Genomic DNA, 22,270 nt, shown 5'->3' with positions numbered 1-22,270 from the left:
CGCAGCTTGTTTGCAGCCCTAAGGCGCAACACTGTCTCATCCAGCCGGGATATATCGTGATGGTCAAAGCCACTCTTACTGCGCTTGTGGAGCGTCTTTCGCTGACTGAGCAGGACGCAAACCTGTCGCTGACCAATCCCAATCGGCTGAAAACCGAAGTGCTGGCCGGCCTGACGGTGGCGCTGGCGCTGGTGCCTGAAGCGGTGGCCTTCGCTTTTGTCGCGGGCGTTCACCCGTTGGTGGGGCTTTATGCAGCGTTCATCGTCGGCCTGATCACAGCGGTGTTCGGCGGACGTCCCGGCATGATCTCGGGCGCCACGGGCGCGCTGGCGGTCGTCATGGTCGCGCTGGTGGCCGAACATGGCGTTGAATATTTGTTCGCGACCGTGGTGCTGATGGGCGTGCTTCAGCTGGGCGCCGGCATTTTCAAACTGGGCAAGTTCATCCGACTGGTGCCGACCCCGGTGATGCTGGGCTTTGTGAATGGCCTCGCCATCGTGATTTTCCTGGCCCAGCTGGGTCAATTCCAGGTTCCGGGTTCCGACCATGGCGGCGGCGGTCACGGACTGGCGGGCGGCGACTGGCTGACCGGTGTTCCTCTCATGGTGATGCTGGGGCTCACGGGCCTGACCATGCTCGTCATCTGGGCGTTGCCGAAATTCACCAAGGCGATCCCTGCGCCGCTGGCGGGCATCGCCGTCACCGCCGCGATCGTGATCGGGTTCGGACTGGAAGCGCCGCGCGTGGGCGACCTCGCCAGCATTCAGGGCGGGCTTCCGGGGTTCCACATCCCGACTGTCCCCCTCAACTTCGAAACGCTTCAGATCATTTTCCCCTATGCGCTGGTCCTGGCCGCGATCGGTCTGATCGAAAGCCTGCTGACGCTTAACCTGGTGGGCGAGCTGACCGGCAAACGGGGCGGCGCGTCCCAGGAATGCGTGGCTCAAGGCGCAGCGAACGTTGTGACCGGCTTCTTCGGCGGAATGGGCGGTTGCGCGATGATCGGCCAGTCCATGATCAATGTGCAGTCGGGCGCGCGCACGCGACTGGCCGCCATCATGGCGGCTTTGTTCCTGCTCAGCTTCATCCTGTTTGGCGCACCGTTGATCGAGCAGATTCCGTTGGCGGCGCTGACTGGCGTCATGTTCATGGTGGTGATCGGCACGTTCGCCTGGAACTCGCTTCGGATCATGCTCAAGATCCCGCGCTCTGATGCGCTGGTGATCGTTCTGGTCACGGTGGTGACCGTTCAGTACGACCTGGCCGTGGCGGTCGTCGCCGGCGTGATCGTATCCGCGCTCGTCTATGCCTGGCGCTCGGCGAAACGTCTGCATATTTCAGCCCATGACAGCCATACGGTGCCGGGCGCGAAAACCTATGAACTGGATGGCCCGCTCTTTTTCGCCTCGACCGACAATTTCAGCGAGCTCTTTGATATCGAGAACGACCCGGACGTGGTGATCGTGGACTTCAAGCGCTCGCGCGTGGTCGACCAATCCGCCTTGCAGGCGATTGAGGATCTGGCGCTCAAATACCAAGCGAGCGGCAAGGAGCTTCGCCTGCGTCATCTGTCGCGCGACTGCCACCAGCTTCTGACGAAAGCCGGTCAGCTGATGATCGATTCAGATGATGACCCGGAATACCAGGTCGCGACCGATTATTCAGTGAAGACAGGCGCGTTCGGCGGCGGTCACTAAGCCCGTTATCGGGCCGACCGCCCCATCAGCCAGTAGATGGCGTCGTGGCGCTCTTCAAACAGGCGCATTTCCACGGCGCCGCCGCCCGTAGGGAAGAACCGCGTCCAGGCGTCGACCGTATCCCGGACGCTGTCCTTCACGCCATAAAACGCATTGAACTGGCGCGTGCGGGACTTGTCGCCGAAATCGCGCGCGCGTTGATTGGCGAAGCTGACAAGGTCGGCGGAGGTCAATGTGATCTCTTCAACCTCGGCGAGATTGATCAAAGCCCGGCCCTGGCTCGAAATCGGGCCAACCTGCATATAGGTCATGGCTTCGCGAACGGCCTCAACATCCATGCAGCTCGGATAGACCACTTCCAGAAGGTCGCGCTCTTCATCAAAAAGAAAACGCAGTCGCCCCTGCCCTTCAGCATCGCCTGACATGTCCGCCCCCGTCCCTTCACGCCATGGCGACCCCGGTAGGACTCGAACCTACAACCGTCGGATTAGAGTCGATGGAATGTAACCCTTCCCGCCTCTCCGCCGCCAATGCTCAAGAGAGGTTTATCCCTGAGCAATGGTCGCATTAAGGCAGGACAAGCTGCTGTTTTACAAATCGTCGCCCAACAGATCATCCGGTGCTTCATCACGAGTGTTATCTTCACCAGCACCATCACTTCTCAAGATACGCATTTCTTCGCCAGCCAGCGCAATTATCATCGCACCCTCTTCAATCCGCACTCGAAGTTCAGGCAATTCATTTGTTGCTTCGTTGATCAAGTGGTCGATTGGCTCTCGGATATAGCGTTCTAAGAAAGCAGCCATTGTAGGACCCGCAAGTTCATCAAGGTGTTCCCAAGCTTGAGCTCCAATGTAAACTTCACCATCCTGATCAAGAAATGCCCGGGTCAGTTCCGCGAGCTTCATATTGGGCGTGCTGTCCAGAACGACCAAAACGGGAGTATAACCGCTTTGCTTGCAATCTAACGGGTAGTCCAACTCCTCACCCCAGCGACCTTGCCCGGACGCGGCGATAGTCATTCGAATCTTCAGTTCATAAGCCTTATTGCCAAGCAAGCAGTCAACCTGCCGTCCTTTGCGCCCATCTCGATGCCGTTTTACAGGGCTTCGAGTCGATGACACAGGCGTTCCCCCAACAGCGTTTGCGATTACGGGCTCAAACAGATATCCCGTTTCCTGACCAGCTCTATTATCAATATCGAAGAACCATTTCCGCCAGAAGAGTAAGGCTGCTAGGCCTCGCGGGCTGAGCTTTCCATACTGAAGTAGACCGCGAGGCCCAACTTGCTCCAATGTCGGGATGGCTTGGCTTTGGAGTATTACTTCATATTTGAGCCGCGCCTTGTGCAAATTAGCAAGGCAGGCGAAATACATGTCGCCATCCGGGTTCAATTGCAATAGACGCTCAAAAAGTGGTAGCGGCGTAACCCCTTCAATCATAAGCGCATCAAGCTTGCCAGGACTAAAAAAAACTGGAACATCTTCGATAAATTCTGGGAAGTGTTCGAGCAAACCTAAATCGGCTGCAATGCGGGCAATTAGATAAGCGCAAGCGGCGTCACCTAAACGAACGGCTTGACCGCCTGAACCTAACGCACGGGCTTTTTCCCAGACTGCCTTTTGCGTTTGACTTAGGGCCATAGATCCCCCTGCGGACTGAATTTATCGAAACCAAATTTTGCTTCGACTTCATGTGTAACTTTTTTCAATATTGGACTCATGCCAGTAGAAGCAGTCGGGACAAAACTTAAGAGCGCACCTCGATTAGCGGTTGAAGCCAAATTAGCTAGATCAATCGCAAGTGAATCCGCAATCAATCGGGCAAGACGAGGTGGAACCGCATTCCCAATCATTTGTATCTTTTCCGCTTGCGTTCCTATGAACCCGAAAGTGTCGGGAAAAGTCTGTAGGCGGGCGCATTCACGAATTGTCAGAGGTCTGTCTTCGGTTGGATGGACAAATTCCCTCAGTGCCCCACCTGTAATGGCTTTTGATGGCTCATCGGCACGCAAGCGTCTCAGGCCGGATGGGGCACCACCTCTGCGTTCGGTTGGGGTGCCGTCGCTGACGCGCCTATTCGCACGCCTTTTGTAGCTTTCATGCCAAAGTTCCTCTGGGAGGTCTCGCATACGTTGCCCCGGCTTCAATAACGATGCACGCTCTTGATCAGCAGCACTGAATGAACTGAATGTATGGTCGAGCTGGGGGTCATCCCGGCTACCAGTTTTCTGCTTGGCAGGCGGTAGGTCAGAAAACGTTTCACCAAGAGTTGGCGAAAAAGGCAACCTGTTGCCATTCAGAAGTGTTGCCCCCGGTGCTCCGAGGCTTGAATGTGAGTGTTTCGGGAACGTTGGATCCCACCCAAGTCCACCAATTACAAGCACGCGCTTGCGATGTTGTGGAACACCAAAATTCGACGCATTTATCTTTCTGAGGTGGATGCGGTATCCAGCCGAAATTAGAGGCTCCAAAAGTTCAAAGACGAAATGACCGCTTTGTCCTGTAAGGAAGCCCTCAACGTTCTCAAAGACAAATGCTTTCGGTCTAAACCGTTCCACCAATCTGCTAAACACGGAAATCAGTGTGTTTCGTTCGTCACCCGTTCGCCGAAGTCCTGCAGATGAAAAGCCCTGGCAGGGCGGCCCCCCTATGATCACATCGGCTGCTGGTAATTCTGTATCAAGACCTAATTCACACAGATCAATATGATGGGAGAAATTCCGCCGGTAAGTCTCTACCGCAGGGAGCCAACTATCGTAGGCTGAGACTATCTCAAATCCAGCTTCTTCAAATCCTTGCGATAGGCCACCGCACCCGGAGAAGAGGTCAACTACAGTGTGCTTCATCCGTTCTCAGCATTGCCTCTTAACAATGGCGACCCCGGTAGGACTCGAACCTACAACCGTCGGATTAGAAGTCCGGTGCTCTATCCAGTTGAGCTACGGGGCCTGACCGTCACCCTCATTAGAACGGAACGCCGCGTCCTGTGAAGACACGGCGTTACGATAAAGGGCGATGCGGAGGTCTGATTGGGGCGTTGGCGGTCTAGTGAGACCAGGGTTCCTTACGATCCGCATCGAAATTGGCGGCGTAGGATTTGATCTTGCGCGGAGTTTCGCGCACGTCACGGACCTGGAACGCGATGCCGTAACGCTGGGCGTAAGAGACAGCGGCGTCCTTGGTGTCGAAATGCAGATGGATCTGACGGCGCGTGTCGCCGCTGGACGCCCAGCCCATCAAAGGGTCGGGACGCTTGGCCATGGCGGGTTCAAACTCCAGCACCCAGTCCTGAGACTTGGCGCGGCCTGATTGCATGGCGGTTTTTGAAGGGCGGTAGATCTTCGCGAACATGATTCTCGTCCAGACTTGGCTGTCGACAGTCCTGTCTCACCCAAAGCTTCCTAAAAAGCCCTGAAGATAATGGTCGGGGCGGCAAGATTCGAACTTGCGACCCTCTGGTCCCAAACCAGATGCGCTACCAGGCTGCGCTACGCCCCGACATGCAAACCGTTTAGGGGGCTGCGCCCTCTGGCGCAAGCTCCCTAGCGCTGCGGATCAGTTTCTTGCGCAGTGTCATCGGCAGCCATGTCCGTCTCTTCGGTCGAGACATTGCCGAACAGCGGGTGACGCACCAGGTCGCCCGGCTCGATGCCCAGCTCCAGCGTGCGTCCGCCATTGAGCTCAACAACGCCGATCACGCGATAGTCTGACGACATGGGACGTCGGGAAAACGGCTGCGCCCCGGTGACGATCTTGGCGATCTCGCCATTGGCCCGAACGTAGAGAATGTCGAGCGGGATGATGGTGTTCTCCATCCAGATCGAGATGAAATCCTCACGCCCGAAATCAAACAGCATGCCCGCATCAGGATCCATGGATTCGCGATGCATGAGACCGCGCTCACGGGAATCATCGGTGTTTGCGACTTCCACCGTGAAGGTGTGCGAGCCGAAATCTCCTTCGATGGTCAGCGGTTCAGGGCCGCCATACTCAACGACAGCGTCAGGCGCAGTGGGGTCGACAGACTGCGCCAGGGCGCAGCCGGCGGAGCCGAAACCGACAAGTGCGGCGGCAGCCAGAGCAAGAATGCGAGTTCCGATCATCATGGGCGGCAAGCTAGCTCCGCCCGGCTTTGCGCGCAATCTCTCAACGCGCCTGCAGACGGTCTGAAAATCAGAAATTGTCTTGCACCGCACAAATCACTTGCAGCTGGGCGCTCAACACGGTTTTTTGCGCGCCAACATTCGCGTTTCGCTGGAGGACTATTCGTGCGCATTGATAAAATCAGCGCCGGCGTGAACCCGCCTGAAGACATCAACGTCATCATCGAGGTTCCCGTCGGCGGCCAACCGGTCAAGTACGAGCTGGATAAAGACTCAGGCACGGTGTTCGTCGACCGGTTCCTGCACACCCCGATGCGCTATCCGTGCAATTACGGCTTCATGCCGCACACCCTGTCTGATGACGGCGATCCCATCGACGTGATGGTGCTGGGTCAGACCGAGCTGGTGCCGGGCTGCGTCGTGCGCGCTCGTCCGATCGGCGTGCTGATGATGGAAGACGAGAGCGGCCAGGACGAAAAGATCCTCGCGGCCCCGCACGCCAAGCTGACCCCGTTCTATGACGACATCAAAGACTTCAATGATGTCCATGGCGCGCAGCTGGCTCGGATCACGCACTTCTTTGAGCACTACAAGGATCTCGAGCCCAATAAATGGGTGAAGGTTCAGGGCTGGCACGGCGTCGAGCGCGCCCGTGAGATGATCACGGCCGCCATGGAGCGCGCCAAGAAGGCGTAGCCCTCTGGCCGATGAACACTTGAAGACGGCGCACGGGTCTCTCGTGCGCCGTTTTTCATGCGCACGCCAAAAGGCGCGACCGTTCGTTGACGCGGGTCTGAGACGAGTGTGAGGAGAGGCGACGCGCGTGGCAGGCCCTAGGGGAATCGAACCCCTCTTTCCAGGTTGAAAACCTGGCGTCCTAACCGATAGACGAAGGGCCCGCAGCGCGTCGGGAGCGGTCGTATACCGGTCCCCATAGTGTGTGGCAAGCGACCATTTGCAGGGTGCGTCCGCCAGCTGCAGAGCTGAAGGCGTTCGGCCTAAAACAGTCTGCACAAAAAGAAAAACCGCCACGAGGGCGGTCAGTCCGTTTCGATTTACACACCGATGGCAGGCCCTAGGGGAATCGAACCCCTCTTTCCAGGTTGAAAACCTGGCGTCCTAACCGATAGACGAAGGGCCCGCATCGGTGTGGAGGCGGTGATATATCTGTCCCGGCGGTGTCATGCAAGCATGTCTGTGTAGGTTTTACAGCAATCGGTGCAGATCGTTTCAGTCGGCCTTGGCCAGATCTTCCAGATGCAGTTCCGCCTTGCGTCCATACCGGTTATCTTCGGCTTTCAACTTGCCGGCCACATGCCACAGCCCGTCCGGACCATTGAGCAGCGCCTGCCCCATCGGGCCGTCTGCGGTGCGGAAGCTGATCCCGGTCAGACGCCCGCCGCCGGGCGATTCAAACGTGAAACGCACATGATCGGTCCCGACCCGTTGCGCGTAACTGCGCCGCAAGGATGAAAACGCGAATCGCGGCTCAGGATTGCCGGCCCCATAGGGCGCAGCGGCGGACAGGGCCTCACAGAACTCAAAACTCACTGCAGACGGGCTGACCACTGCGTCCACCTGATAGGTGCGCGCTTCATCCGCCCTCGCCCATTCATCCTTGAGCCTTTCTGACAGGAAGTCGGTCAGCTCGCCGATTCGCGAGGCCTGGATCGTCAGGCCGCAGGCCATGGCGTGACCGCCGCCTGCTTCCAGCAGTCCCGCTTCACGCGCCGCTGCAACCGCGCCGCCCAGATTGACCCCGGCGCAGGATCGGCCGGAGCCCTTGCCCAGCCCCGTTTCAGGATCAATGCCGATGACGATGGCGGGACGGTTGAAGCGTTCCTTGATCCGGCCCGCCACAATGCCGATGACGCCGGGATGCCAATGCTCGCCCGACGCGACCAGGATCGAGGTGTCGTCTGCGATCTTTTGCGCTTCGACCTGGGCCTGCGCCTGGTCCAGAACATCAGATTCAATGGCGCGGCGCTCCGCATTGAGCGCATCCAGGGTCTGGGCGATATGGGCGGCTTCCGCTGGATCGGTCGTCATCATCAGGCGCGCGCCGAGGTCTGACTGCCCCACGCGTCCGCCCGCATTGATGCGCGGCCCCAGAAGGAAGCCTGCATGATAGGGCGAGGCCGGCCCTGTGACGCCCGCAGCCGCCGCCAAGGCCGCCATGCCCGGACGCGTCCAGGCGCTCATCACTTTCAGTCCCTGGGTGACGATGGCGCGATTGACCCCAGTCAGCGGCACCACGTCACAGATCGTTCCAAGCGCCGCCAGATCGGCAAAATCGAGAATATTGGGTTCAGCTTGATCCTTGAAGGCGCCGCGTTTGCGCCCTTCCCGGTTGAGCGCCGCCAGCAGCACGAACGTCACGCCCGCCGCCGCCAGATGCCCGCAGCCGGAAGCATCGCCCGGCTGATTGGGGTTCACCAGCGCGTCCGCCGGGGGGATTTCGCCGTCCATCAGGTGGTGATCAATCACCACAACGGGCAGATCCATCTTGTGCGCAGCCGTCAGAGGGCCGACGGACGCCGCCCCGCAATCGAGCGTGATGACCAGTCGGGCGCCCTGCTCCTTGAGATGTTTCAGCGCCGGAGCGTTCGGGCCATAGCCCTCCTCAATCCGGTCTGGCACGTAAATGATGGGTTCTGCGCCCAAAGCCCGCAACCAGCCGCCCAGCTGGGCGGCGGAGGTCGCGCCATCCACGTCGTAATCGGCGAACAGCGCGATGCGATCACCCGCCTCGACGGCGTCCCAGATGCGCACCGCGGCTTCGTCCATGCCTTTCAGGCTGGTCGGATCGGGAAAGCTGTCGCGCAATTTGGGGGCGAGGAAAGCCGGAGCGGCGTCCGCGGTCAGTCCGCGCGCCGCCATCAGCCGCGCCAGAGCGTCAGAGACGCCCGTAGCGCGGGTGATCGCCTGTATGGCTGCGTCGTCAGCCGCTTTCAGCCGCCAGGTGCGTCCGCCCAGAGACTGGCGGACGCCAAAAAGCGGCTCGGCGGTCATCGGACTCAAGATTGATGCGGGCGCCGGGTGGTGATGACGCGGCGCATCCCGGAAGCAGACGAGAAGACAAGCGATTGGGTCTCGACATAGCCGGGGCCGAAGGTGACGCCGGAGACCATTTCGCCATGGGTCACGCCCGTCGCGATGAACAGGCAATCCTGAGACGCCAGCTCATTGAGATCATATTTGCGATCGAGATCTGCGATCCCGACGCGCTTGGCGCGCTCGCGTTCGTCATCCGTGCGGAAATACAGACGCCCTTGCATCTGGCCGCCCAGGCATTTCAGGGCCGCTGCGCTCAACACGCCTTCAGGCGCGCCGCCCCGCCCGATATAGATGTCCGCTTCACCGTCCGGGTCAGCGGCGTTGATGCACCCGGCCACATCGCCGTCGGTGATGAAATTGACGCGCGCGCCTGTCGAGCGGATCGACTCGATGATGTCTTCATGGCGCTCGCGATCCAGCACGCATGCGGTCATGTCGGACGGAGCGACGCCCTTGGCTTTCGCCAGCGCTTTGACATTGTCCGCCGGGCTGGCGTCCAGATCGATGACGCCTTCAGGATAGCCGGCGCCGATGGCGATCTTGTCCATATAGGTGTCAGGCGCGTTCAAGAGGCCGCCGCGCGGCGCCAGCGCCAGAACGGCCAGAGCGTTCGCCATGCCCTTTGCGGTCAGGCTCGTGCCTTCCAGCGGGTCTAGGGCGATGTCGATTTCAGGCCCTGCGCCCGTTCCCACTTCCTCGCCGATATACAGCATGGGCGCTTCGTCGCGCTCGCCTTCGCCGATGACGATACGGCCTTTCATCTCGGTTGCATTCAACCCGGTGCGCATGGCGTCCACAGCGGCCTGGTCGGCGGCGATCTTGTCACCCCGTCCCACGAGGGCGGAGGCGGCGATCGCGGCCATTTCAGCCGCATTCAGCGCGCCAGTGACAAGACGATCGAGGGCGAAACCATCGGACATGGAGAGTCTTCCTTCAGGCAATCCGGAGTAAATCGGTGTTTATTGAGGCGGTTGCGTGCGCGCACGCTGCTCAGCGGCGTAGCGTTCAGAATCAGGATCCGGTCCGCGCAGGGCCTGTCCGGCGTCCAGGACAGCACGTCCACGGACCAAAACGTCCGCTTCTTGCTCAAGGAGCGCCGTGCGCTCATCTTCGGACAAGCGTAAGGTCGGCACATAAACCGGGGCGGCGTGCGGCGGTTGCGCCGCCAAAGCGTCATCGGTCCAGCGGGGATCTTGGCGGGCTGGCGCCATCATGCAGCCGGTGAGCAGCATGGACGACATAAGCAGAAGTGTTTTTTTCAGTGTCATGGCCTTCCAGCGACCTCCTGACCGGTGGACGCGGTCGTGGCTTTCTATACGCTTTGTCCCGTGGCTGTCACCCACTGTAAGGAGTCCGGGCGAATGACAACGCGCAAATCATCTTCCAAGTCCTCTGACGGATCGCAAGCCGAACCGAAAAAGACACCGACTCCCAAAGCCGCCGCCCCAAAGGCGAAGAAACCGGCAAGCAAGCGGGCTCCCAAGGCCTCTGCGGAAAAAGCTAAAACCAGGAGCAAACCTTCCGCTGAAGCACCGCAGCCGCCTAAGCACGATCAGCAAGACGAACTCTTGAGCCATATGCCGCAAGCATATCTGGAGAAGCTGGATGAAATTTCCCGCAATGTCCTCAAAGCGTCCCTGAGCGGTCAGAAACTCCTGAGTGAGCGCGTGCGCCGGTCGCTGGAAGGCGATCCGTCCATGATGCCGCAGGCTGATCCGCTTCACGCCAATCCCGAGGTGCTGAACACCTGGGAGCATATCCTGTCTGACCCTGAATTGCTGATGCAGTCCCAGGCGGATCTCTACGCCGGGTATCTGGATCTGTGGTCAAACGCCACGCGCCGGATGATGAGCGGTGAAGCGTCGGATCCGGTGATCACGCCTGACCCCGCTGACAAGCGCTGGAAATCTGACGCCTGGCGCGATCATCCGCTGTTTGACGCCATGAAGCAGTCCTATCTGCTCAATCAAAGATTTCTGATGGGGCTGGTGGAAGGCGCCAAAGGGGTTGATGAAGCGACCAAACGCAAGGTGCAGTTTCTGACCCAGCAATTGGTGGACGCCCTCGCCCCGACCAATTTCGCCCTGACCAATCCCGATGTGCTGGAAGAAATCGTCAAAACAAAGGGCGAAAATCTTACGCGCGGCCTTATGCGTCTGGTGGAAGACCTGGAGCGCGGCGACGGCCGCCTGGCGCTCAGCCAGACTGACATGACCGGGTTCGAGGTCGGCAAGGACCTCGCCACGACGCCCGGCCAGGTGATCTACCGTAATCGCGTTATGGAGCTGATCCAGTACGCGCCCGCCACCGAACAGGTTCGCAAACGCCCCCTGCTCATCGCGCCGCCCTGGATCAACAAGTTCTACATTCTCGATCTGCGCCCGCAGAGCTCGATGATCCGTTGGCTGACCGAGCAGGGCTTCACGGTGTTTCTGATTTCATGGGTGAACCCTGACGCGTCCATGAAGGACGTGACCTTTGAGGACTACATCAAGGAAGGTTTGTTTCAGTCGCTCGAGGTGATTGAAGAAATCACCGGCGAACAACAGGTCGACACGGTCGGCTATTGCATCGGCGGGACCATGCTGGGCACGGCGCTGGGCTGGATGGCGGCTGAGAACGACGACCGCATCGCCTCCGCGACCTTCTTTGCGGCCCAGCATGACTTCAAGCTGGCGGGCGACCTGCTTGTGTTCGCGGATGAAGAATGGATCGCCGAAATCTCGCGCCTGATGGACGCCCAGGGCGGCGTTCTGGACGGCCGCACCATGGCGGATACGTTCAATATGTTGCGCTCAAATGATCTGGTCTGGTCGTTTGTGATCAAGAACTACCTGCTGGGCCGCGAGCCGCAGGCGTTTGATCTTCTGTACTGGAACGCCGATCAGACCCGCATGCCCAAGGCGCTGCACCTGTTCTATCTGAACGCGTTCTATCGCCAGAACCTGCTTGCGAAAGGCAAGCTGGAACTGGGCGGGCATGTGCTGGACATGAAAGACATCCAGATTCCGATCTTCATGCAGGCGAGCCAGAAAGACCATATCGCGCCAGCTGATAGCGTATACCGCTCAGCGCGTTTGTTCGGTGGTCCCGTTGAATACATGATGGCGGGCTCAGGCCATATCGCCGGCGTGGTGAACCATCCCGACGCCCAGAAATATCAGCACTGGATCAACACCACGCTGCCAGAAACGCGCGAAGACTGGATGAAGGATGCGGTCGAGCATCCCGGCTCCTGGTGGCCGCACTGGCGTGACTGGCTGATGGCTCTCAGTGATGAAATGGTTCCCGCCCGGCAACCGGGCGGCGGCGTCAGAGAGCCGCTCTGCCCGGCGCCGGGGGAGTACGTGAAAGTTCGCAGCTAGAAGGACGGTTTCCGGGCGATGACAAACACCGTCGGCGCTTTTTCAGGCCGGTGGCGATAGGCGATGTCAAACCCTGCCTGCCGTAATTCGTCGATCAGCCGCGTCTCACGGAAAATCTGGAAATCAGGCCAGTCGCGAAACAGACGCATGATCGGTTTGATCAGCGCCAGAAACCACATGCTATCGCCTAGGCAGGCTGTGCTGGTGATGAACGCCCCGCCGGGTTTGAGCAGATCATAGCTCTGCGTCATCACCTCGCGTCTGTTGGGCAAGAGGTGCAGGACGTTCAGCCCCAACACCGCGTCAAAGCTCTCATTGGGTTCTGCCAGATCTGCAACGTCGACGGCTTGAAAGCTCACGTTGTCCACATTGGCCTCCGCCGCCCGCTCATGCGCGATCTCGATCATGCCGTCAGACAAATCCGTCGCGATGATCTCTTTCACGAAGGGCGCGTGAAGCAGCGCGGTGGAACCGGTGCCGCAGCCAAACTCAAGGACGCGCGAGTCGGGCGTAAAACATTCGCGCGTCTTCTCGAGCTTGTGCTGATAGGTCGCTTCATCGGCGATGGGGTCGGCGGCGTAGTTGCGCGCAATGCGATCCCAGAAGGCTTTATCGTTCGACATGGATGGAGTCCTGACCGTCTTTATTTTTGTCTTTGTCGTTCGATACCCCGGCTCAATCTATTTGGATATTGAGTAAATAAGCGCATCTGATATACGCAAAACGATGAAGTGGTCAGCGCTCGATTTTGACTGGAACCAGGTTCGGGCGTTCGTCGCAACCGCGCGGGAAGGCTCGTTCTCCGCCGCCTCCAGAGCCTTGGGGCTCACCCAACCCACATTGTCGCGGCAAGTCAGCGGACTGGAAGCGAGTCTCGGCGTAACGTTGTTTGAGCGCGGCAAACGCTCAATGGCGCTGACCCAGGCCGGAACCGCCATGCTGGAGCCGGCGGAAAGGATGCTCGATGGCGCCTTCGCGCTCTCACTCGCCGCTGATGGTCACGCCTCCACATTGAAAGGCGTTGTCACGGTCACCGCCACCAGCCTCTTGGCGATGCAGTATCTGCCCCCTGTCGTAGCGCAGTTGCGCGCCCTGGCGCCTGATCTGCAACTGGATTTGATCGCCTCCAACTCGGTGCAGGACTTGAAGCGCCGCGAAGCGGATATCGCCATCCGCCATGTCCGGCCCGAACAAGACGATCTGATCGGCAAATTTATCAGCGAACACTCCGCCGGTCTGTTCGCCTCACCCGCCTATCTCGACCGGATGGGTCGCCCGGACACGCTAGCCGACCTTGAAAACTATCATTTCATCGGGTTTGACGACGCGGATCGCTCATTTGACTACTATGAAGAGATCGGGATCACGGTGCCGAAGGATCGCATGCAAGTGCGTAGCGGGCACGGAGAGGTTCTGGTGTCCCTGACCCAGGAAGGCCTGGGCCTGTGTATCCTGCCATGCGGCGCTTATTGCGAGGGATTGGAGCGTGTCTTGCCCGATCAGGTCGCAATCCGCTTCCCGGTGTGGCTCGTCACGCATTGCGAGTTACAGACCAACCCGCGCATTCGGCTTGTTTTCGATCATCTTGCCCAGGCCTTGAAAACGGCACCATGATGAGACGCCAACGTCACATACTTGGCCTAGAACAAGATAACATCACGTCCTATCAGACCTTTGTCGGGGAGCTCTCCATGTCTCTGTCACGTCGCCGCTTTCTCGCAAACGCCGCCGCCGTCAGCACGGCGTTCAGCGCCTTGCCGCTTCTCAGCGCCCGCGCTCAGGCGCAAAATACGAGCGGCTATATCAATCAGGTGCAAGGCTATGGCGCGTTACAGGCCGATCCCAACGGCCTGTTCGATCTTCCGGCCGGGTTTGACTATGTGACCTTGTCTGAAACCGGCGAGACCATGGATGACGGCCTGATCGTGCCGGGCGATCATGACGGCACAGCCTGTTTCCCCGGCCTGGAAGACGGTCAGGTCATTCTGGTCCGCAACCATGAACTCTCGCCCGACCAGTTTGATGAATCGCCCTTCGGCCCTGACGCCGCCGGGCTCTCCCGCATCGATGCCGGCAAGCTCTATGATCATGAAGAAGGCGGTCTGACGCATCTGGGCGGGACCACCACGATCCATGTGGATCTGGCCACACGCCGCGTCGTTCGCCAGTTCCTGTCGCTGGGCGGCACGGAACGCAATTGCTCTGGCGGGCCGACGCCCTGGGGCAGCTGGGTCACATGCGAAGAAAGCCTGACGCAAATCGGCGACGGCTCTGGCAGACGCGATCACGGCTACGCGTTTGAAGTGCCTTCACAGGCGATGAGCCTGGTGAACGCTGAACCGCTCACCGCCATGGGCCGGTTCAATCGTGAAGCCTGCGCCGTCGATCCACGCACCAATATCGTCTACCAGACCGAAGACGCCCGCCCCTCGCTGATCACGCGGTTCTTGCCAGAGGTCGCTGAGGCGCTGCACCGCGGCGGTCGCCTGCAGGCGCTGGCCGTCACAGGCCGTCCAGGGCTGAACACCCACAATTGGGACGCCAATGCGCAAACGGTCGATGTTGGCGAGACCCTGTCGTGCGAATGGATTGACGTGGACGGCGTCGACAACCCGCACAATGACCTCGCCAGCCGTCTTGTGGATGCGGGCGCAGCGAACTTCACCCGCGGCGAAGGCATGTGGTTCGGCGATGGTGAAGTCTTCTTCTGCTGCACCGATGGCGGACCTGAGCATATCGGCCAGATCTGGCGCTATCGCCCCTCACCCTCCGAAGGACAACCGGGCGAAACCGATCAGCCCGGCGAGCTGACCTTGCTGGTCCAGACGACGGACCAACGCATTCTGGAAAAATGCGACAACATCACCGTCGCGCCCTGGGGCGATCTCGTGGTCGTCGAGGACGGCGATAACGAACAATTCATTCGCGGCGTCACGCCGGATGGCCGCGTCTATACCATCGGTCGCAACGCCGCCTCTGACGCCGAGGGCGATTACAGCGAGATCACCGGCCCCTGCTTCTCACCCGATGGCTCAACCTTGTTCTTCAATGTCCAGAACGGCCCGGGCCGCACTTTTGCGGTCAAAGGGCCGTGGGAGACGCGGTCGTTGGCGGACGTCTGAACGCAAATTGAATCAGGTACGGTTTCATTGACCGTTTGAAAGTGCGACACCCGACGGATGTCGCACTTTTCTCATTGATGTCGAGTCGCCCAATGCCCTTTCGCTTACTGACCGTCTGCCTGTTGCTTCTCACGCCTGTCGTAATGGCGGAAGCTCAGGACGTCCCGCGCTCTTACACGATCGGCGAGCTGACAGAGATTCACTCCGACGCGCTCGATTCCGACAGGCGCATCTGGATCTCCCTGCCCACGGGCTATCACGACCGCGCGCCCTATCACCGCTATCCCGTCCTTTATATTCTGGATGGCGAACGCCATTTTGCCCAGATTGTCGGCGTGGTGCGCTCTCTGACCTCGGACGCAACGCCGCTGGCGCCCGAAATGATCGTGGTCGGGATCGCCAGCCAGAACCGGATTGCGGACTCCACCCCGACCCATTCCCTGATCGGCGCCGATGGGCACGAGGATGCAGGCTGGACCCACAGCGGCGGAGCCGAGGCTTTCATCCGCTTTCTCGAAAACGAGCTGATCCCCCATGTGGAGGAACACTATGCGGCGTCTGATTATCGCATCCTGTCAGGCTATTCACTGACGGGCCTGCTCAGCAGTCATACTCTTCTGACCCGGCCTGAGTTGTTTGACGCGGTCATCGCCGCTGACCCGTCCGTCTGGTGGGATGACTTCGCGCTTCTGGACACGGGGAGGAGCGCGATTGACGCGGCGGGCTTTGATCATAACCAGTTCGTCCTCACCACCACATCGCAACGCTATCCAGCCCCCTACATCACCGTAGACGCGGGCGGCGCGGAGTTGGTCTCGCTCCTGGATGACGCAGCGCCGGATGGGTTGACCCTCCATCACCACGCCTTCACGCGGGAGACCCATCACAGCCTGCCCATGCTGAGCCTTTATGAGGGACTCGCGGCGATCTTTGACGGCCACATGATGACCCTGGACGAGCTTTATGACCGACCGCAGGATATCAAAGCCCGCTTCGAGCGCCTGTCCGAACGGCTTGGAACGACCATAGCGCCGCCTGAAGGGCTTATGGACTATTTCGCCTCTGTCTTTGAAAGCGGCAATCTGCGCAATCTGGACAAGGCGCTGCTCTATGCCGACATCAATGTGGCCGCCTACCCCACATCCGCGAACGCCTGGGCGACCAAGTCCCGCATCCATACGGAGCGGGGCGAAACGACCGGGGCGCAGGCCGCCAGAGCGGAAGCCCTGAGGCTCGACCAGCTGCAAACAGAGTCACAGCCTCAGTAAAGCGTGATGCGGTGCAGTTCGCGGCGATGGCCTTCATAGCCGCCGGTCGCCTTGTGGACGACGCTACGATTGTCCCACATCACCAGCATGTCTTTCTCCCACTTCTGGGCGAAGACAAACTCCTCACGTGACTGCCAGGCGTTGAGCTCCAGGATCAGGTCGAGCGCGGTCTTGTCGTCCACCCCCTCAAACCCGATCAGATAGCCGATCCCGCTTAGAAACCCGCGCCGGCCAGTTTCAGGATGAAGGGGCGCGAGCGGGTGGGTGTAACGAATGTGGGCGGCCTCTTCGGACGGGCGAATGTCCATGGCGCCGTTTTTCGTCACGTCGCCATACGCGCCTTGCAGCGAATAGCCCATCACCGGGGAATGGATAGCCTTGAGGTCTGCGAACCGCGCGCGCATCTCGTCGGGCATGGAGTCGAACGACAAATGCTGGTTGGAAAACAGCGTGTCGCCGCCCATGGGCGGAATGTCGAGACTGTAGAGCACCGTGCCCTTGGGCGGGTGCGCGAGAAAGCTCCAGTCTGAATGCCAGTGCTCGGCGAAGATCGGATTGGTGTCCGTGGCTTCGCGTTTGACCGCAGCGATATGGGTGCGGCCCGGAATAGGGTTGAAGTACGGGTCCTCGCCAAACTCGCCGAACTGAAGCGAAAACGCCTCAAGCTGGTCGTCGTCGAGTTTCTGATCGGGAAAGGCCAGCACATGATGCTCTAGCCAGGCTGCGTGAATGTCCGCGATCTCGCTGTCTGAGAGCGGCTTTGACAGATCCACTCCACGGACTTCTGCGCCACATGCCCCGCCGCTGGGCGTCACCTCAATCATGATCTCTCCTCCCGTTTTTATGTTTTGGGAGATGAGAGCATGAGCGCCGTGATCATGAAAGCGCAGCGCAAACGAAAAAGGGCGGCCCAAATGAGCCGCCCTTCCCCAAAGTCGATTTGAAAACCGTCTTAGCGCTTCGAGAACTGGAAGCTACGACGGGCTTTCTTACGGCCGTATTTCTTACGCTCAACCACACGGGAGTCGCGGGTGAGGAAGCCGCCAGCTTTGAGCACGCCGCGCAGGGAGGGCTCAAAATAGGTCAGCGCACGGGAGATGCCGTGACGGACTGCGCCAGCTTGACCGGACAGACCGCCGCCTTTGACCGTGCAATACACGTCAAATGCGTCAACGCGTTCAGCCGTTTCAAACGGTTGAGCGATCAGCATGCGCAGAACCGGACGTGCAAAATACACTTCCTGTTCGCGGCCATTGACGATGATCTTGCCGGAGCCCGGCTTGATCCAAACGCGCGCCGTGGCGTCTTTACGACGACCGGTCGCGTAAGCGCGGCCGAATTCGTCGATTTTCGGCTCAGCGAGCACTTGCTCTTCCGGAGCTTCCGGAACGATTTCGGAGCCTGCATCCTGCAAAGCAGACTTCAGGTCTTCCAGGGAACGAGCTTCATCAGCCATGGTCATTAGCCCCGCGCGTTCTTGGTGTTCATGGACTTGAAGTCGATGACTTCAGGATTTTGTGCTTCGTGCGGATGCTCCGCGCCAGCATACACGCGCAGTTTGGTGAACTGCCCGCGCGCCAGGGAGCTATCCTTGGGAAGCATACGCTTGACGGCCATCTCGACCACGCGCTCAGGGAAACGGCCTTCCAGCACTTTACGCGGAGAGGTTTCCTTGATGCCGCCCGGGTGACCGGTGTGGCGATAGTAGCGCTTGTCTTGGAATTTACGGCCCGTGAACACCACCTTGTCAGCGTTGATGACGATCACATGATCGCCGGTGTCAACGTGCGGGGTGAACTCGGGACGGTGCTTACCGCGGAGACGCGTGGCGATGTACGCTGCCAGGCGGCCAACAATGGCGCCCTCTGCGTCGATCACGACCCACTTTTTCTCAACGTCCGCGGGCTTGGCGGTAAAGGTCTTCATCGCTCTGCCTTGGTGTCCGTTCGCCATGACAGGGCCCATCCCCGTCACGAAGGTGAGCGGCTTCTACGCGGGCCAAACAGTCACGTCAACACCTGTTGTGAAGTTCGCTGTATTTCAGCGACTTACGGATACGGTATCCTATTACCACACCGATTGGTCGTTCCAGGCTTCCGTCAGGCTGCACGCGTCATGTGACGGCGTCCAGGATTGAATATAGTGTGCGCTCACACACAATTTCGCCTGTTCATCGCAGAGGCCGATCATGACCGCACGTCGCTCCCGCCTACTCCTTACCGCAGCCCTGTCCGGCGGCCTGTTCTGGATGGCGGGCTGTGAAGCGCCGGAAGCCGCCGACGATAGCGCTGCTCCTTCACAGGAGACACGAAGCGCTATCGTTACGGGCGCATTTGAGTCTGCAGGCCGCGCTGAATCTCTTCTGTTCCTGCCCAATGCCGATGCGCCCTGGACGGGCTTGCTGGCGGCGTCCCTGGCGGGCGGCGGTTTTGATATCTTCAATGTCGACGGAGAAGTGCTCATCAGCGCCGGCGGCCCGCAATTGCGGGGCCTGGCGGGCGTTTCCGACTTCGCCTTGCGCGGCGAGACCTTCCCGATGCTCTTTGGCGTTGATGATCTGGGTATGCTGCGCAGCTTCGTCGTTGTGCGCGAAACCCGTGAAGTGATCGAACTGCCGCTAGAGACTGAGGCGAGCCTGTCGAGCTCAGCGGGCGTCTGTCTGTATGACCAGGGCATAGGATATGTGGAGCTGGCGCTGTTGGGCGAGGACTCGTCCGCCCAGCTCGTCCGCATTCGGGATGCAGGCGGCGACGGCCTGACCCTTGAGCCCCGGGATGCGCGCGCCCTGCCCTTCCCGGCCCGGTCTTGCGCGGCGGCGAATGACGACCTGCTGGTCGCTGGCCCGACCGCAGGGCTCTCGCGCGTTTCACCCAACGGAGAGCAATCGGCGTTCGCGGCCGGTCTGTCGGTGGCGGACGTAGCCTATACCGAGCTGTTGGGACGCCCTGTCGCGCTGGTCGCTTCGTCCCAGACCGGCCTCGTGTCGGTCTATGACGCACGCACGCTGGATCTGATCACGGACGTGCAGTTTGAAGACGGTTTCAGCGCGCCGGCCTTTGTCCGGCCCACCGCCCTCGCGATCACCGAAGACAATTATGGCGGCATGGCGTTTTCGAGCGGCATCATGGCGACCTATGACGCGGCGGATTCGCGGATCAAGCTGGTCGCCCGCGAAGTCCTGTCGCGTACGGTGGTGAACCCGGACGACGCCTAGCGCGTCGTTTCGGGCTCAACCGGAAGCGCGCCACGCGCCGCCGTCCAGGCCAGCCCGCCGCTGGACAGGAACAGGATGATCGCGCCCGCCTGGTGCATCAGCGACAGTGAGAGCGGCGCCACATGGATCAGGGTGACAATGCCCAGAACCACCTGAACGATCAGGGCTGCGCCCACGACCTGCCCCATACGCTTGAGTTCGGGCGCGGGGCTTTTGATCACCGTCCAGCACAGCCATAACCCGCCCGCCAGCAGGATGTAAGCGAACCAGCGATGCTGGAATTGCACGGCCGGACGGCTTTCAAAGATCGCCTGCCAGAACGGCATGCCGCTGAGATAGTCGTCGGGGATCAGCTGTCCCTGAAAGCCGGGCCAGGTGTTGAAGATCCGGCCTGCATCGAGCCCCGCCACAAACGCGCCGAGTGCGATCTGCACCAGCACCGCGGCCCAGAAGATCCAGGTCCATCTGAAAAGCCGGGACCGGGTCAGCGCGAGCGCCTGACCATATCGCAACTCAAGCGCGGTCCAGAGCGTCAGCCCCAGAATGATGAAGGCCATGCTCAGATGCGTCGCCAGCCGGTACTGGCTGACGTCCAGCCGGTCCACCAGCCCTGAGGACACCATCCACCAACCGATCGCGCCCTGAAGCCCGCCCAGGCCGAACAGCACCCAGAGGCGGGGCAGCAGACGGCGCGGCGCCTGACGGGTGGCCAGAAAGAAAACGAAGGGCGCGAAATACACGAGCCCCAGCGTCCGCCCCAGTTGGCGATGCCCCCACTCCCACCAGTAGATGAACTGGAACTCGGCCATGCTCATGCCGCGGTTCTGTTCCTGATATTCGGGAATCTGGCGGTATTTTTCGAGTTCGGCTTCCCAACCCGCTTCCGTCAGCGGCGGCAGCGCGCCTGTGACCGGCCGCCATTCGGTGATCGACAGACCTGAGTCCGTGAGGCGTGTGGCCCCGCCCACCACGATCATGGCGCAAACAAACAGCCCCACGACCACAAGCCACCAGAACATGCCGCGATGCGTGTCGGTGGCGGTGAAAGGCTTGGGCAAAGCGTGCGCAGTCATGTCAGATCCTGATCGAACCAGTCGTCTTTCTAGCTACATATCTGACCGACGGCCGGGGGCAAGGCGTCCGTGCGGCGATTGGTCAGTGCATGAGGCCTTCGATCAGGACTGGCCAGAAACTGCTTAGCGCCTTACCTTTCTGTCAAACGCAAGGGAGGAGCGCATCATGTCGCTTGAGAATTTCCGCAAGGAAACAAAAGATTGGCTCCAGGCCAACTGTCCTGAGAGCATGCGCCAGCCGATCCGGTCCGAAGCCGATATCTGCTGGGGCGGCCGCAACTGGTCCTTCGCCAGCGATGATCAGAAACTCTGGCTTGAGCGCATGGCCGAACGCGGCTGGACTGTTCCGACCTGGCCGACCGAGTATGGCGGCGGTGGTCTGAGCAAGGACGAAGCCTTTGTGCTGAAAGAGGAATTGAAGGCGATCAACGCCCGTTCCCCGCTCGACAGCTTCGGCATCTGGATGCTGGGTCCGGCGCTTCTGAAATACGGCACGCACGAGCAAAAGCTGAAATTCCTGCCGCCGATCGCGCGCGGTGAAATTCGCTGGTGCCAGGGCTATTCAGAACCGGGCGCGGGCTCTGATCTGGTCTCCCTGCGGACCAAGGGCGTGCTGGACGGCGACCATTACACCGTCAACGGCCAGAAAGTCTGGACGTCTTACGCTGATCAGTCTGACTGGATCTTTGCGCTGGTTCGCACCGAAGCGGATGCGCCGAAATATAACGGCATCTCCTTCCTTCTGATCGACATGGACCAGCCAGGCGTGACCACCAAGCCGATCAAGCTGATCTCGGGCAAGTCGCCCTTCTGCGAGACCTTCTTTGATGACGCCAAGGCTCTGGTGGAGAACCGCGTCGGCGATGCCGGCCAGGGGTGGGAGATCGCCAAATACCTGCTCAGCCACGAACGCGCCGGCATCGTGTCCGAAGCCGCTTTTGGCGGACTGAACCCGGTCACCGCGGCGCATCAGTCCGGTGAAGTCGAGGCGGACGGCAAAATGTCTGACCCGATCCTGCGCGGCGATGTGGCGCGTCTGACCATTGATGGTCTCGCGTTTGAAGCCACCATGCGTCGGGTCAAGGAAGAGGCCGACCATGGCGAAGGCGTGGGCGCACGCGCGTCCTTGCTCAAATACATGGGCACCGAGCTGAACAAGCGTCGCAATGAGCTGAACATGTCGGCTCTGGGTTCTGACGGCCTGCTTTGGGAAGGCGAGAAAGAGAGCGATGGCGATCCGGCTCGCTCCTGGCTGCGCTCGCGCGCCAACTCCATCGAGGGCGGCACAAGCGAGATCAACCTCAACATCGTCGCCAAGCGCGTATTGAACCTGCCGGGCGCGTAACCCGCGCCTTTCAGAGTAAGGAAT

General features: G+C 60.2%; 21 protein-coding genes and 4 tRNA genes. 8 read left to right on the top strand and 17 right to left on the bottom strand.

All coding sequences use genetic code 11. The features are described 5' to 3' along the window. Positions 1 to 59 precede the first annotated feature (59 nt). On the top strand, positions 60 to 1,697 hold the full coding sequence (locus ACTIGF_RS11620) for a SulP family inorganic anion transporter (protein WP_439637042.1): 1,638 nt from the start codon (positions 60 to 62) through the stop codon (positions 1,695 to 1,697). 5 nt (positions 1,698 to 1,702) lie between these two features. Here ACTIGF_RS11620 and ACTIGF_RS11615 read toward each other — a convergent pair whose 3' ends face one another. The 7 genes from ACTIGF_RS11615 to ACTIGF_RS11585 form a co-directional block, all read right to left on the bottom strand. After that, complete coding sequence (locus tag ACTIGF_RS11615) at positions 1,703 to 2,122, bottom strand: hypothetical protein (protein WP_439637041.1); 420 nt, start codon at positions 2,120 to 2,122, stop codon at positions 1,703 to 1,705. A 165-nt stretch (positions 2,123 to 2,287) separates the two neighbouring features. Next, positions 2,288 to 3,340, bottom strand: coding sequence for a hypothetical protein (locus ACTIGF_RS11610; RefSeq protein ID WP_439637040.1), 1,053 nt, complete (start codon positions 3,338 to 3,340; stop codon positions 2,288 to 2,290). Beyond that, positions 3,331 to 4,545 carry a DNA cytosine methyltransferase gene (locus ACTIGF_RS11605; protein ID WP_439637039.1) on the bottom strand — a complete coding sequence of 405 codons (1,215 nt, stop codon included), beginning with the start codon at positions 4,543 to 4,545 and terminating at the stop codon, positions 3,331 to 3,333. Before ACTIGF_RS11605 ends, ACTIGF_RS11610 begins: the two co-directional genes overlap by 10 nt. Positions 4,546 to 4,571: 26 nt before the next feature. Further along, positions 4,572 to 4,648: transfer RNA gene (locus ACTIGF_RS11600), tRNA-Arg, on the bottom strand. Positions 4,649 to 4,744: 96 nt separating this feature from the next. After that, a complete protein-coding gene (locus tag ACTIGF_RS11595; protein ID WP_439637038.1) occupies positions 4,745 to 5,050 on the bottom strand; it encodes an ETC complex I subunit in 306 nt (101 codons plus the stop codon). A 70-nt stretch (positions 5,051 to 5,120) separates the two neighbouring features. Next, positions 5,121 to 5,197: transfer RNA gene (locus ACTIGF_RS11590), tRNA-Pro, on the bottom strand. A gap of 44 nt (positions 5,198 to 5,241) precedes the next feature. Next, positions 5,242 to 5,805, bottom strand: a complete 564-nt coding sequence (locus ACTIGF_RS11585) for a DUF192 domain-containing protein (protein ID WP_439637037.1) — start codon at positions 5,803 to 5,805, stop codon at positions 5,242 to 5,244. Positions 5,806 to 5,967: 162 nt separating this feature from the next. Here ACTIGF_RS11585 and ppa point away from each other — a divergent pair, with 162 nt between their 5' ends. After that, entirely contained in the window at positions 5,968 to 6,498 is a 531-nt protein-coding gene (gene ppa / locus ACTIGF_RS11580; RefSeq protein ID WP_430432133.1) for an inorganic diphosphatase, read from the top strand. A gap of 128 nt (positions 6,499 to 6,626) precedes the next feature. On the opposite strand, the gene ACTIGF_RS11575 is transcribed toward ppa, so the two are convergent. The 5 genes from ACTIGF_RS11575 to ACTIGF_RS11555 all read right to left on the bottom strand — a co-directional run bounded on the left by ACTIGF_RS11575 (position 6,627) and on the right by ACTIGF_RS11555 (position 10,127). Next, a tRNA-Glu gene (locus ACTIGF_RS11575) sits at positions 6,627 to 6,701 on the bottom strand. A gap of 167 nt (positions 6,702 to 6,868) precedes the next feature. Continuing rightward, a tRNA-Glu gene (locus ACTIGF_RS11570) sits at positions 6,869 to 6,943 on the bottom strand. 89 nt (positions 6,944 to 7,032) lie between these two features. Further along, complete coding sequence (gene recJ, locus ACTIGF_RS11565) at positions 7,033 to 8,814, bottom strand: single-stranded-DNA-specific exonuclease RecJ (RefSeq protein WP_439637036.1); 1,782 nt, start codon at positions 8,812 to 8,814, stop codon at positions 7,033 to 7,035. 5 nt (positions 8,815 to 8,819) lie between these two features. After that, positions 8,820 to 9,779 (bottom strand): class II fructose-bisphosphatase, encoded by a 960-nt coding sequence (glpX, locus tag ACTIGF_RS11560; protein WP_439637035.1) that lies wholly within the window; start codon positions 9,777 to 9,779, stop codon positions 8,820 to 8,822. A gap of 39 nt (positions 9,780 to 9,818) precedes the next feature. Then, positions 9,819 to 10,127 (bottom strand): hypothetical protein, encoded by a 309-nt coding sequence (locus ACTIGF_RS11555; RefSeq protein WP_439637034.1) that lies wholly within the window; start codon positions 10,125 to 10,127, stop codon positions 9,819 to 9,821. A 309-nt stretch (positions 10,128 to 10,436) separates the two neighbouring features. Here ACTIGF_RS11555 and phaC point away from each other — a divergent pair, with 309 nt between their 5' ends. Next, on the top strand, positions 10,437 to 12,224 hold the full coding sequence (gene phaC / locus ACTIGF_RS11550; RefSeq protein ID WP_439637295.1) for a class I poly(R)-hydroxyalkanoic acid synthase: 1,788 nt from the start codon (positions 10,437 to 10,439) through the stop codon (positions 12,222 to 12,224). Here the strand turns inward: phaC and ACTIGF_RS11545 are convergent. After that, entirely contained in the window at positions 12,221 to 12,847 is a 627-nt protein-coding gene (locus ACTIGF_RS11545) for a class I SAM-dependent methyltransferase (RefSeq protein ID WP_439637033.1), read from the bottom strand. The two genes, phaC and ACTIGF_RS11545, sit on opposite strands and share 4 nt — an antisense overlap. Before the next feature lie 103 nt (positions 12,848 to 12,950). Between ACTIGF_RS11545 and ACTIGF_RS11540 the strand changes: the two genes are divergently transcribed. From ACTIGF_RS11540 to ACTIGF_RS11530, 3 genes are all read left to right on the top strand, one after another. Further along, positions 12,951 to 13,838: a LysR family transcriptional regulator gene (locus ACTIGF_RS11540; protein ID WP_439637032.1), complete on the top strand. Its 888-nt coding sequence runs from the start codon at positions 12,951 to 12,953 to the stop codon at positions 13,836 to 13,838. 77 nt (positions 13,839 to 13,915) lie between these two features. Next, complete coding sequence (locus tag ACTIGF_RS11535; RefSeq protein ID WP_439637031.1) at positions 13,916 to 15,346, top strand: alkaline phosphatase PhoX; 1,431 nt, start codon at positions 13,916 to 13,918, stop codon at positions 15,344 to 15,346. A gap of 92 nt (positions 15,347 to 15,438) precedes the next feature. Further along, positions 15,439 to 16,614 carry an alpha/beta hydrolase gene (locus ACTIGF_RS11530; RefSeq protein ID WP_439637030.1) on the top strand — a complete coding sequence of 392 codons (1,176 nt, stop codon included), beginning with the start codon at positions 15,439 to 15,441 and terminating at the stop codon, positions 16,612 to 16,614. On the opposite strand, the gene ACTIGF_RS11525 is transcribed toward ACTIGF_RS11530, so the two are convergent. The 3 genes from ACTIGF_RS11525 to rplM form a co-directional block, all read right to left on the bottom strand. Next, the gene (locus tag ACTIGF_RS11525; RefSeq protein WP_439637029.1) at positions 16,608 to 17,438 is read right to left on the bottom strand and encodes a TauD/TfdA dioxygenase family protein; all 831 of its coding nucleotides are present in this window, start codon (positions 17,436 to 17,438) and stop codon (positions 16,608 to 16,610) included. The genes ACTIGF_RS11530 and ACTIGF_RS11525 overlap by 7 nt on opposite strands. Before the next feature lie 128 nt (positions 17,439 to 17,566). Continuing rightward, positions 17,567 to 18,070 carry a 30S ribosomal protein S9 gene (gene rpsI, locus ACTIGF_RS11520; protein ID WP_028284845.1) on the bottom strand — a complete coding sequence of 168 codons (504 nt, stop codon included), beginning with the start codon at positions 18,068 to 18,070 and terminating at the stop codon, positions 17,567 to 17,569. 5 nt (positions 18,071 to 18,075) lie between these two features. Next, on the bottom strand, positions 18,076 to 18,540 hold the full coding sequence (rplM, locus tag ACTIGF_RS11515) for a 50S ribosomal protein L13 (RefSeq protein ID WP_022702226.1): 465 nt from the start codon (positions 18,538 to 18,540) through the stop codon (positions 18,076 to 18,078). A gap of 262 nt (positions 18,541 to 18,802) precedes the next feature. Between rplM and ACTIGF_RS11510 the strand changes: the two genes are divergently transcribed. Further along, complete coding sequence (locus ACTIGF_RS11510; RefSeq protein ID WP_439637028.1) at positions 18,803 to 19,828, top strand: hypothetical protein; 1,026 nt, start codon at positions 18,803 to 18,805, stop codon at positions 19,826 to 19,828. Here the strand turns inward: ACTIGF_RS11510 and ACTIGF_RS11505 are convergent. Then, positions 19,825 to 20,901 carry a COX15/CtaA family protein gene (locus ACTIGF_RS11505; RefSeq protein ID WP_439637027.1) on the bottom strand — a complete coding sequence of 359 codons (1,077 nt, stop codon included), beginning with the start codon at positions 20,899 to 20,901 and terminating at the stop codon, positions 19,825 to 19,827. The two genes, ACTIGF_RS11510 and ACTIGF_RS11505, sit on opposite strands and share 4 nt — an antisense overlap. Before the next feature lie 163 nt (positions 20,902 to 21,064). Between ACTIGF_RS11505 and ACTIGF_RS11500 the strand changes: the two genes are divergently transcribed. After that, positions 21,065 to 22,246 (top strand): acyl-CoA dehydrogenase family protein, encoded by a 1,182-nt coding sequence (locus ACTIGF_RS11500; protein ID WP_439637294.1) that lies wholly within the window; start codon positions 21,065 to 21,067, stop codon positions 22,244 to 22,246. The last annotated feature ends 24 nt before the right edge of the window (positions 22,247 to 22,270 follow it).

The organism is Oceanicaulis sp., assembly GCF_051859625.1.
In the GTDB taxonomy this organism is placed as follows: domain Bacteria; phylum Pseudomonadota; class Alphaproteobacteria; order Caulobacterales; family Maricaulaceae; genus Oceanicaulis.
The sequence above is the reverse complement of the archived record's forward strand: the minus strand, read 5'-3'. Positions and strand labels throughout refer to the sequence as shown.

What these genes read in the sequence shown, in the direction of transcription:
- ACTIGF_RS11615 (WP_439637041.1), bottom strand. Translation starts at nt 2,122, where the DNA reads ATGTCAGGCGATGCTGAAGGGCAGGGGCGACTGCGTTTTCTTTTTGAT.
- recJ (WP_439637036.1), bottom strand. Translation starts at nt 8,814, where the DNA reads ATGACCGCCGAGCCGCTTTTTGGCGTCCGCCAGTCTCTGGGCGGACGC.
- ACTIGF_RS11595 (WP_439637038.1), bottom strand. Translation starts at nt 5,050, where the DNA reads ATGTTCGCGAAGATCTACCGCCCTTCAAAAACCGCCATGCAATCAGGC.
- ACTIGF_RS11540 (WP_439637032.1), top strand. Translation starts at nt 12,951, where the DNA reads ATGAAGTGGTCAGCGCTCGATTTTGACTGGAACCAGGTTCGGGCGTTC.
- ACTIGF_RS11605 (WP_439637039.1), bottom strand. Translation starts at nt 4,545, where the DNA reads ATGAAGCACACTGTAGTTGACCTCTTCTCCGGGTGCGGTGGCCTATCG.
- ACTIGF_RS11510 (WP_439637028.1), top strand. Translation starts at nt 18,803, where the DNA reads ATGACCGCACGTCGCTCCCGCCTACTCCTTACCGCAGCCCTGTCCGGC.
- ACTIGF_RS11535 (WP_439637031.1), top strand. Translation starts at nt 13,916, where the DNA reads ATGTCTCTGTCACGTCGCCGCTTTCTCGCAAACGCCGCCGCCGTCAGC.
- ACTIGF_RS11555 (WP_439637034.1), bottom strand. Translation starts at nt 10,127, where the DNA reads ATGACACTGAAAAAAACACTTCTGCTTATGTCGTCCATGCTGCTCACC.
- rpsI (WP_028284845.1), bottom strand. Translation starts at nt 18,070, where the DNA reads ATGGCTGATGAAGCTCGTTCCCTGGAAGACCTGAAGTCTGCTTTGCAG.
- ACTIGF_RS11505 (WP_439637027.1), bottom strand. Translation starts at nt 20,901, where the DNA reads ATGACTGCGCACGCTTTGCCCAAGCCTTTCACCGCCACCGACACGCAT.
- ACTIGF_RS11525 (WP_439637029.1), bottom strand. Translation starts at nt 17,438, where the DNA reads ATGATTGAGGTGACGCCCAGCGGCGGGGCATGTGGCGCAGAAGTCCGT.
- glpX (WP_439637035.1), bottom strand. Translation starts at nt 9,779, where the DNA reads ATGTCCGATGGTTTCGCCCTCGATCGTCTTGTCACTGGCGCGCTGAAT.
- phaC (WP_439637295.1), top strand. Translation starts at nt 10,437, where the DNA reads ATGCCGCAAGCATATCTGGAGAAGCTGGATGAAATTTCCCGCAATGTC.
- ACTIGF_RS11585 (WP_439637037.1), bottom strand. Translation starts at nt 5,805, where the DNA reads ATGATGATCGGAACTCGCATTCTTGCTCTGGCTGCCGCCGCACTTGTC.
- rplM (WP_022702226.1), bottom strand. Translation starts at nt 18,540, where the DNA reads ATGAAGACCTTTACCGCCAAGCCCGCGGACGTTGAGAAAAAGTGGGTC.
- ACTIGF_RS11620 (WP_439637042.1), top strand. Translation starts at nt 60, where the DNA reads ATGGTCAAAGCCACTCTTACTGCGCTTGTGGAGCGTCTTTCGCTGACT.
- ACTIGF_RS11530 (WP_439637030.1), top strand. Translation starts at nt 15,439, where the DNA reads ATGCCCTTTCGCTTACTGACCGTCTGCCTGTTGCTTCTCACGCCTGTC.
- ACTIGF_RS11545 (WP_439637033.1), bottom strand. Translation starts at nt 12,847, where the DNA reads ATGTCGAACGATAAAGCCTTCTGGGATCGCATTGCGCGCAACTACGCC.
- ACTIGF_RS11610 (WP_439637040.1), bottom strand. Translation starts at nt 3,340, where the DNA reads ATGGCCCTAAGTCAAACGCAAAAGGCAGTCTGGGAAAAAGCCCGTGCG.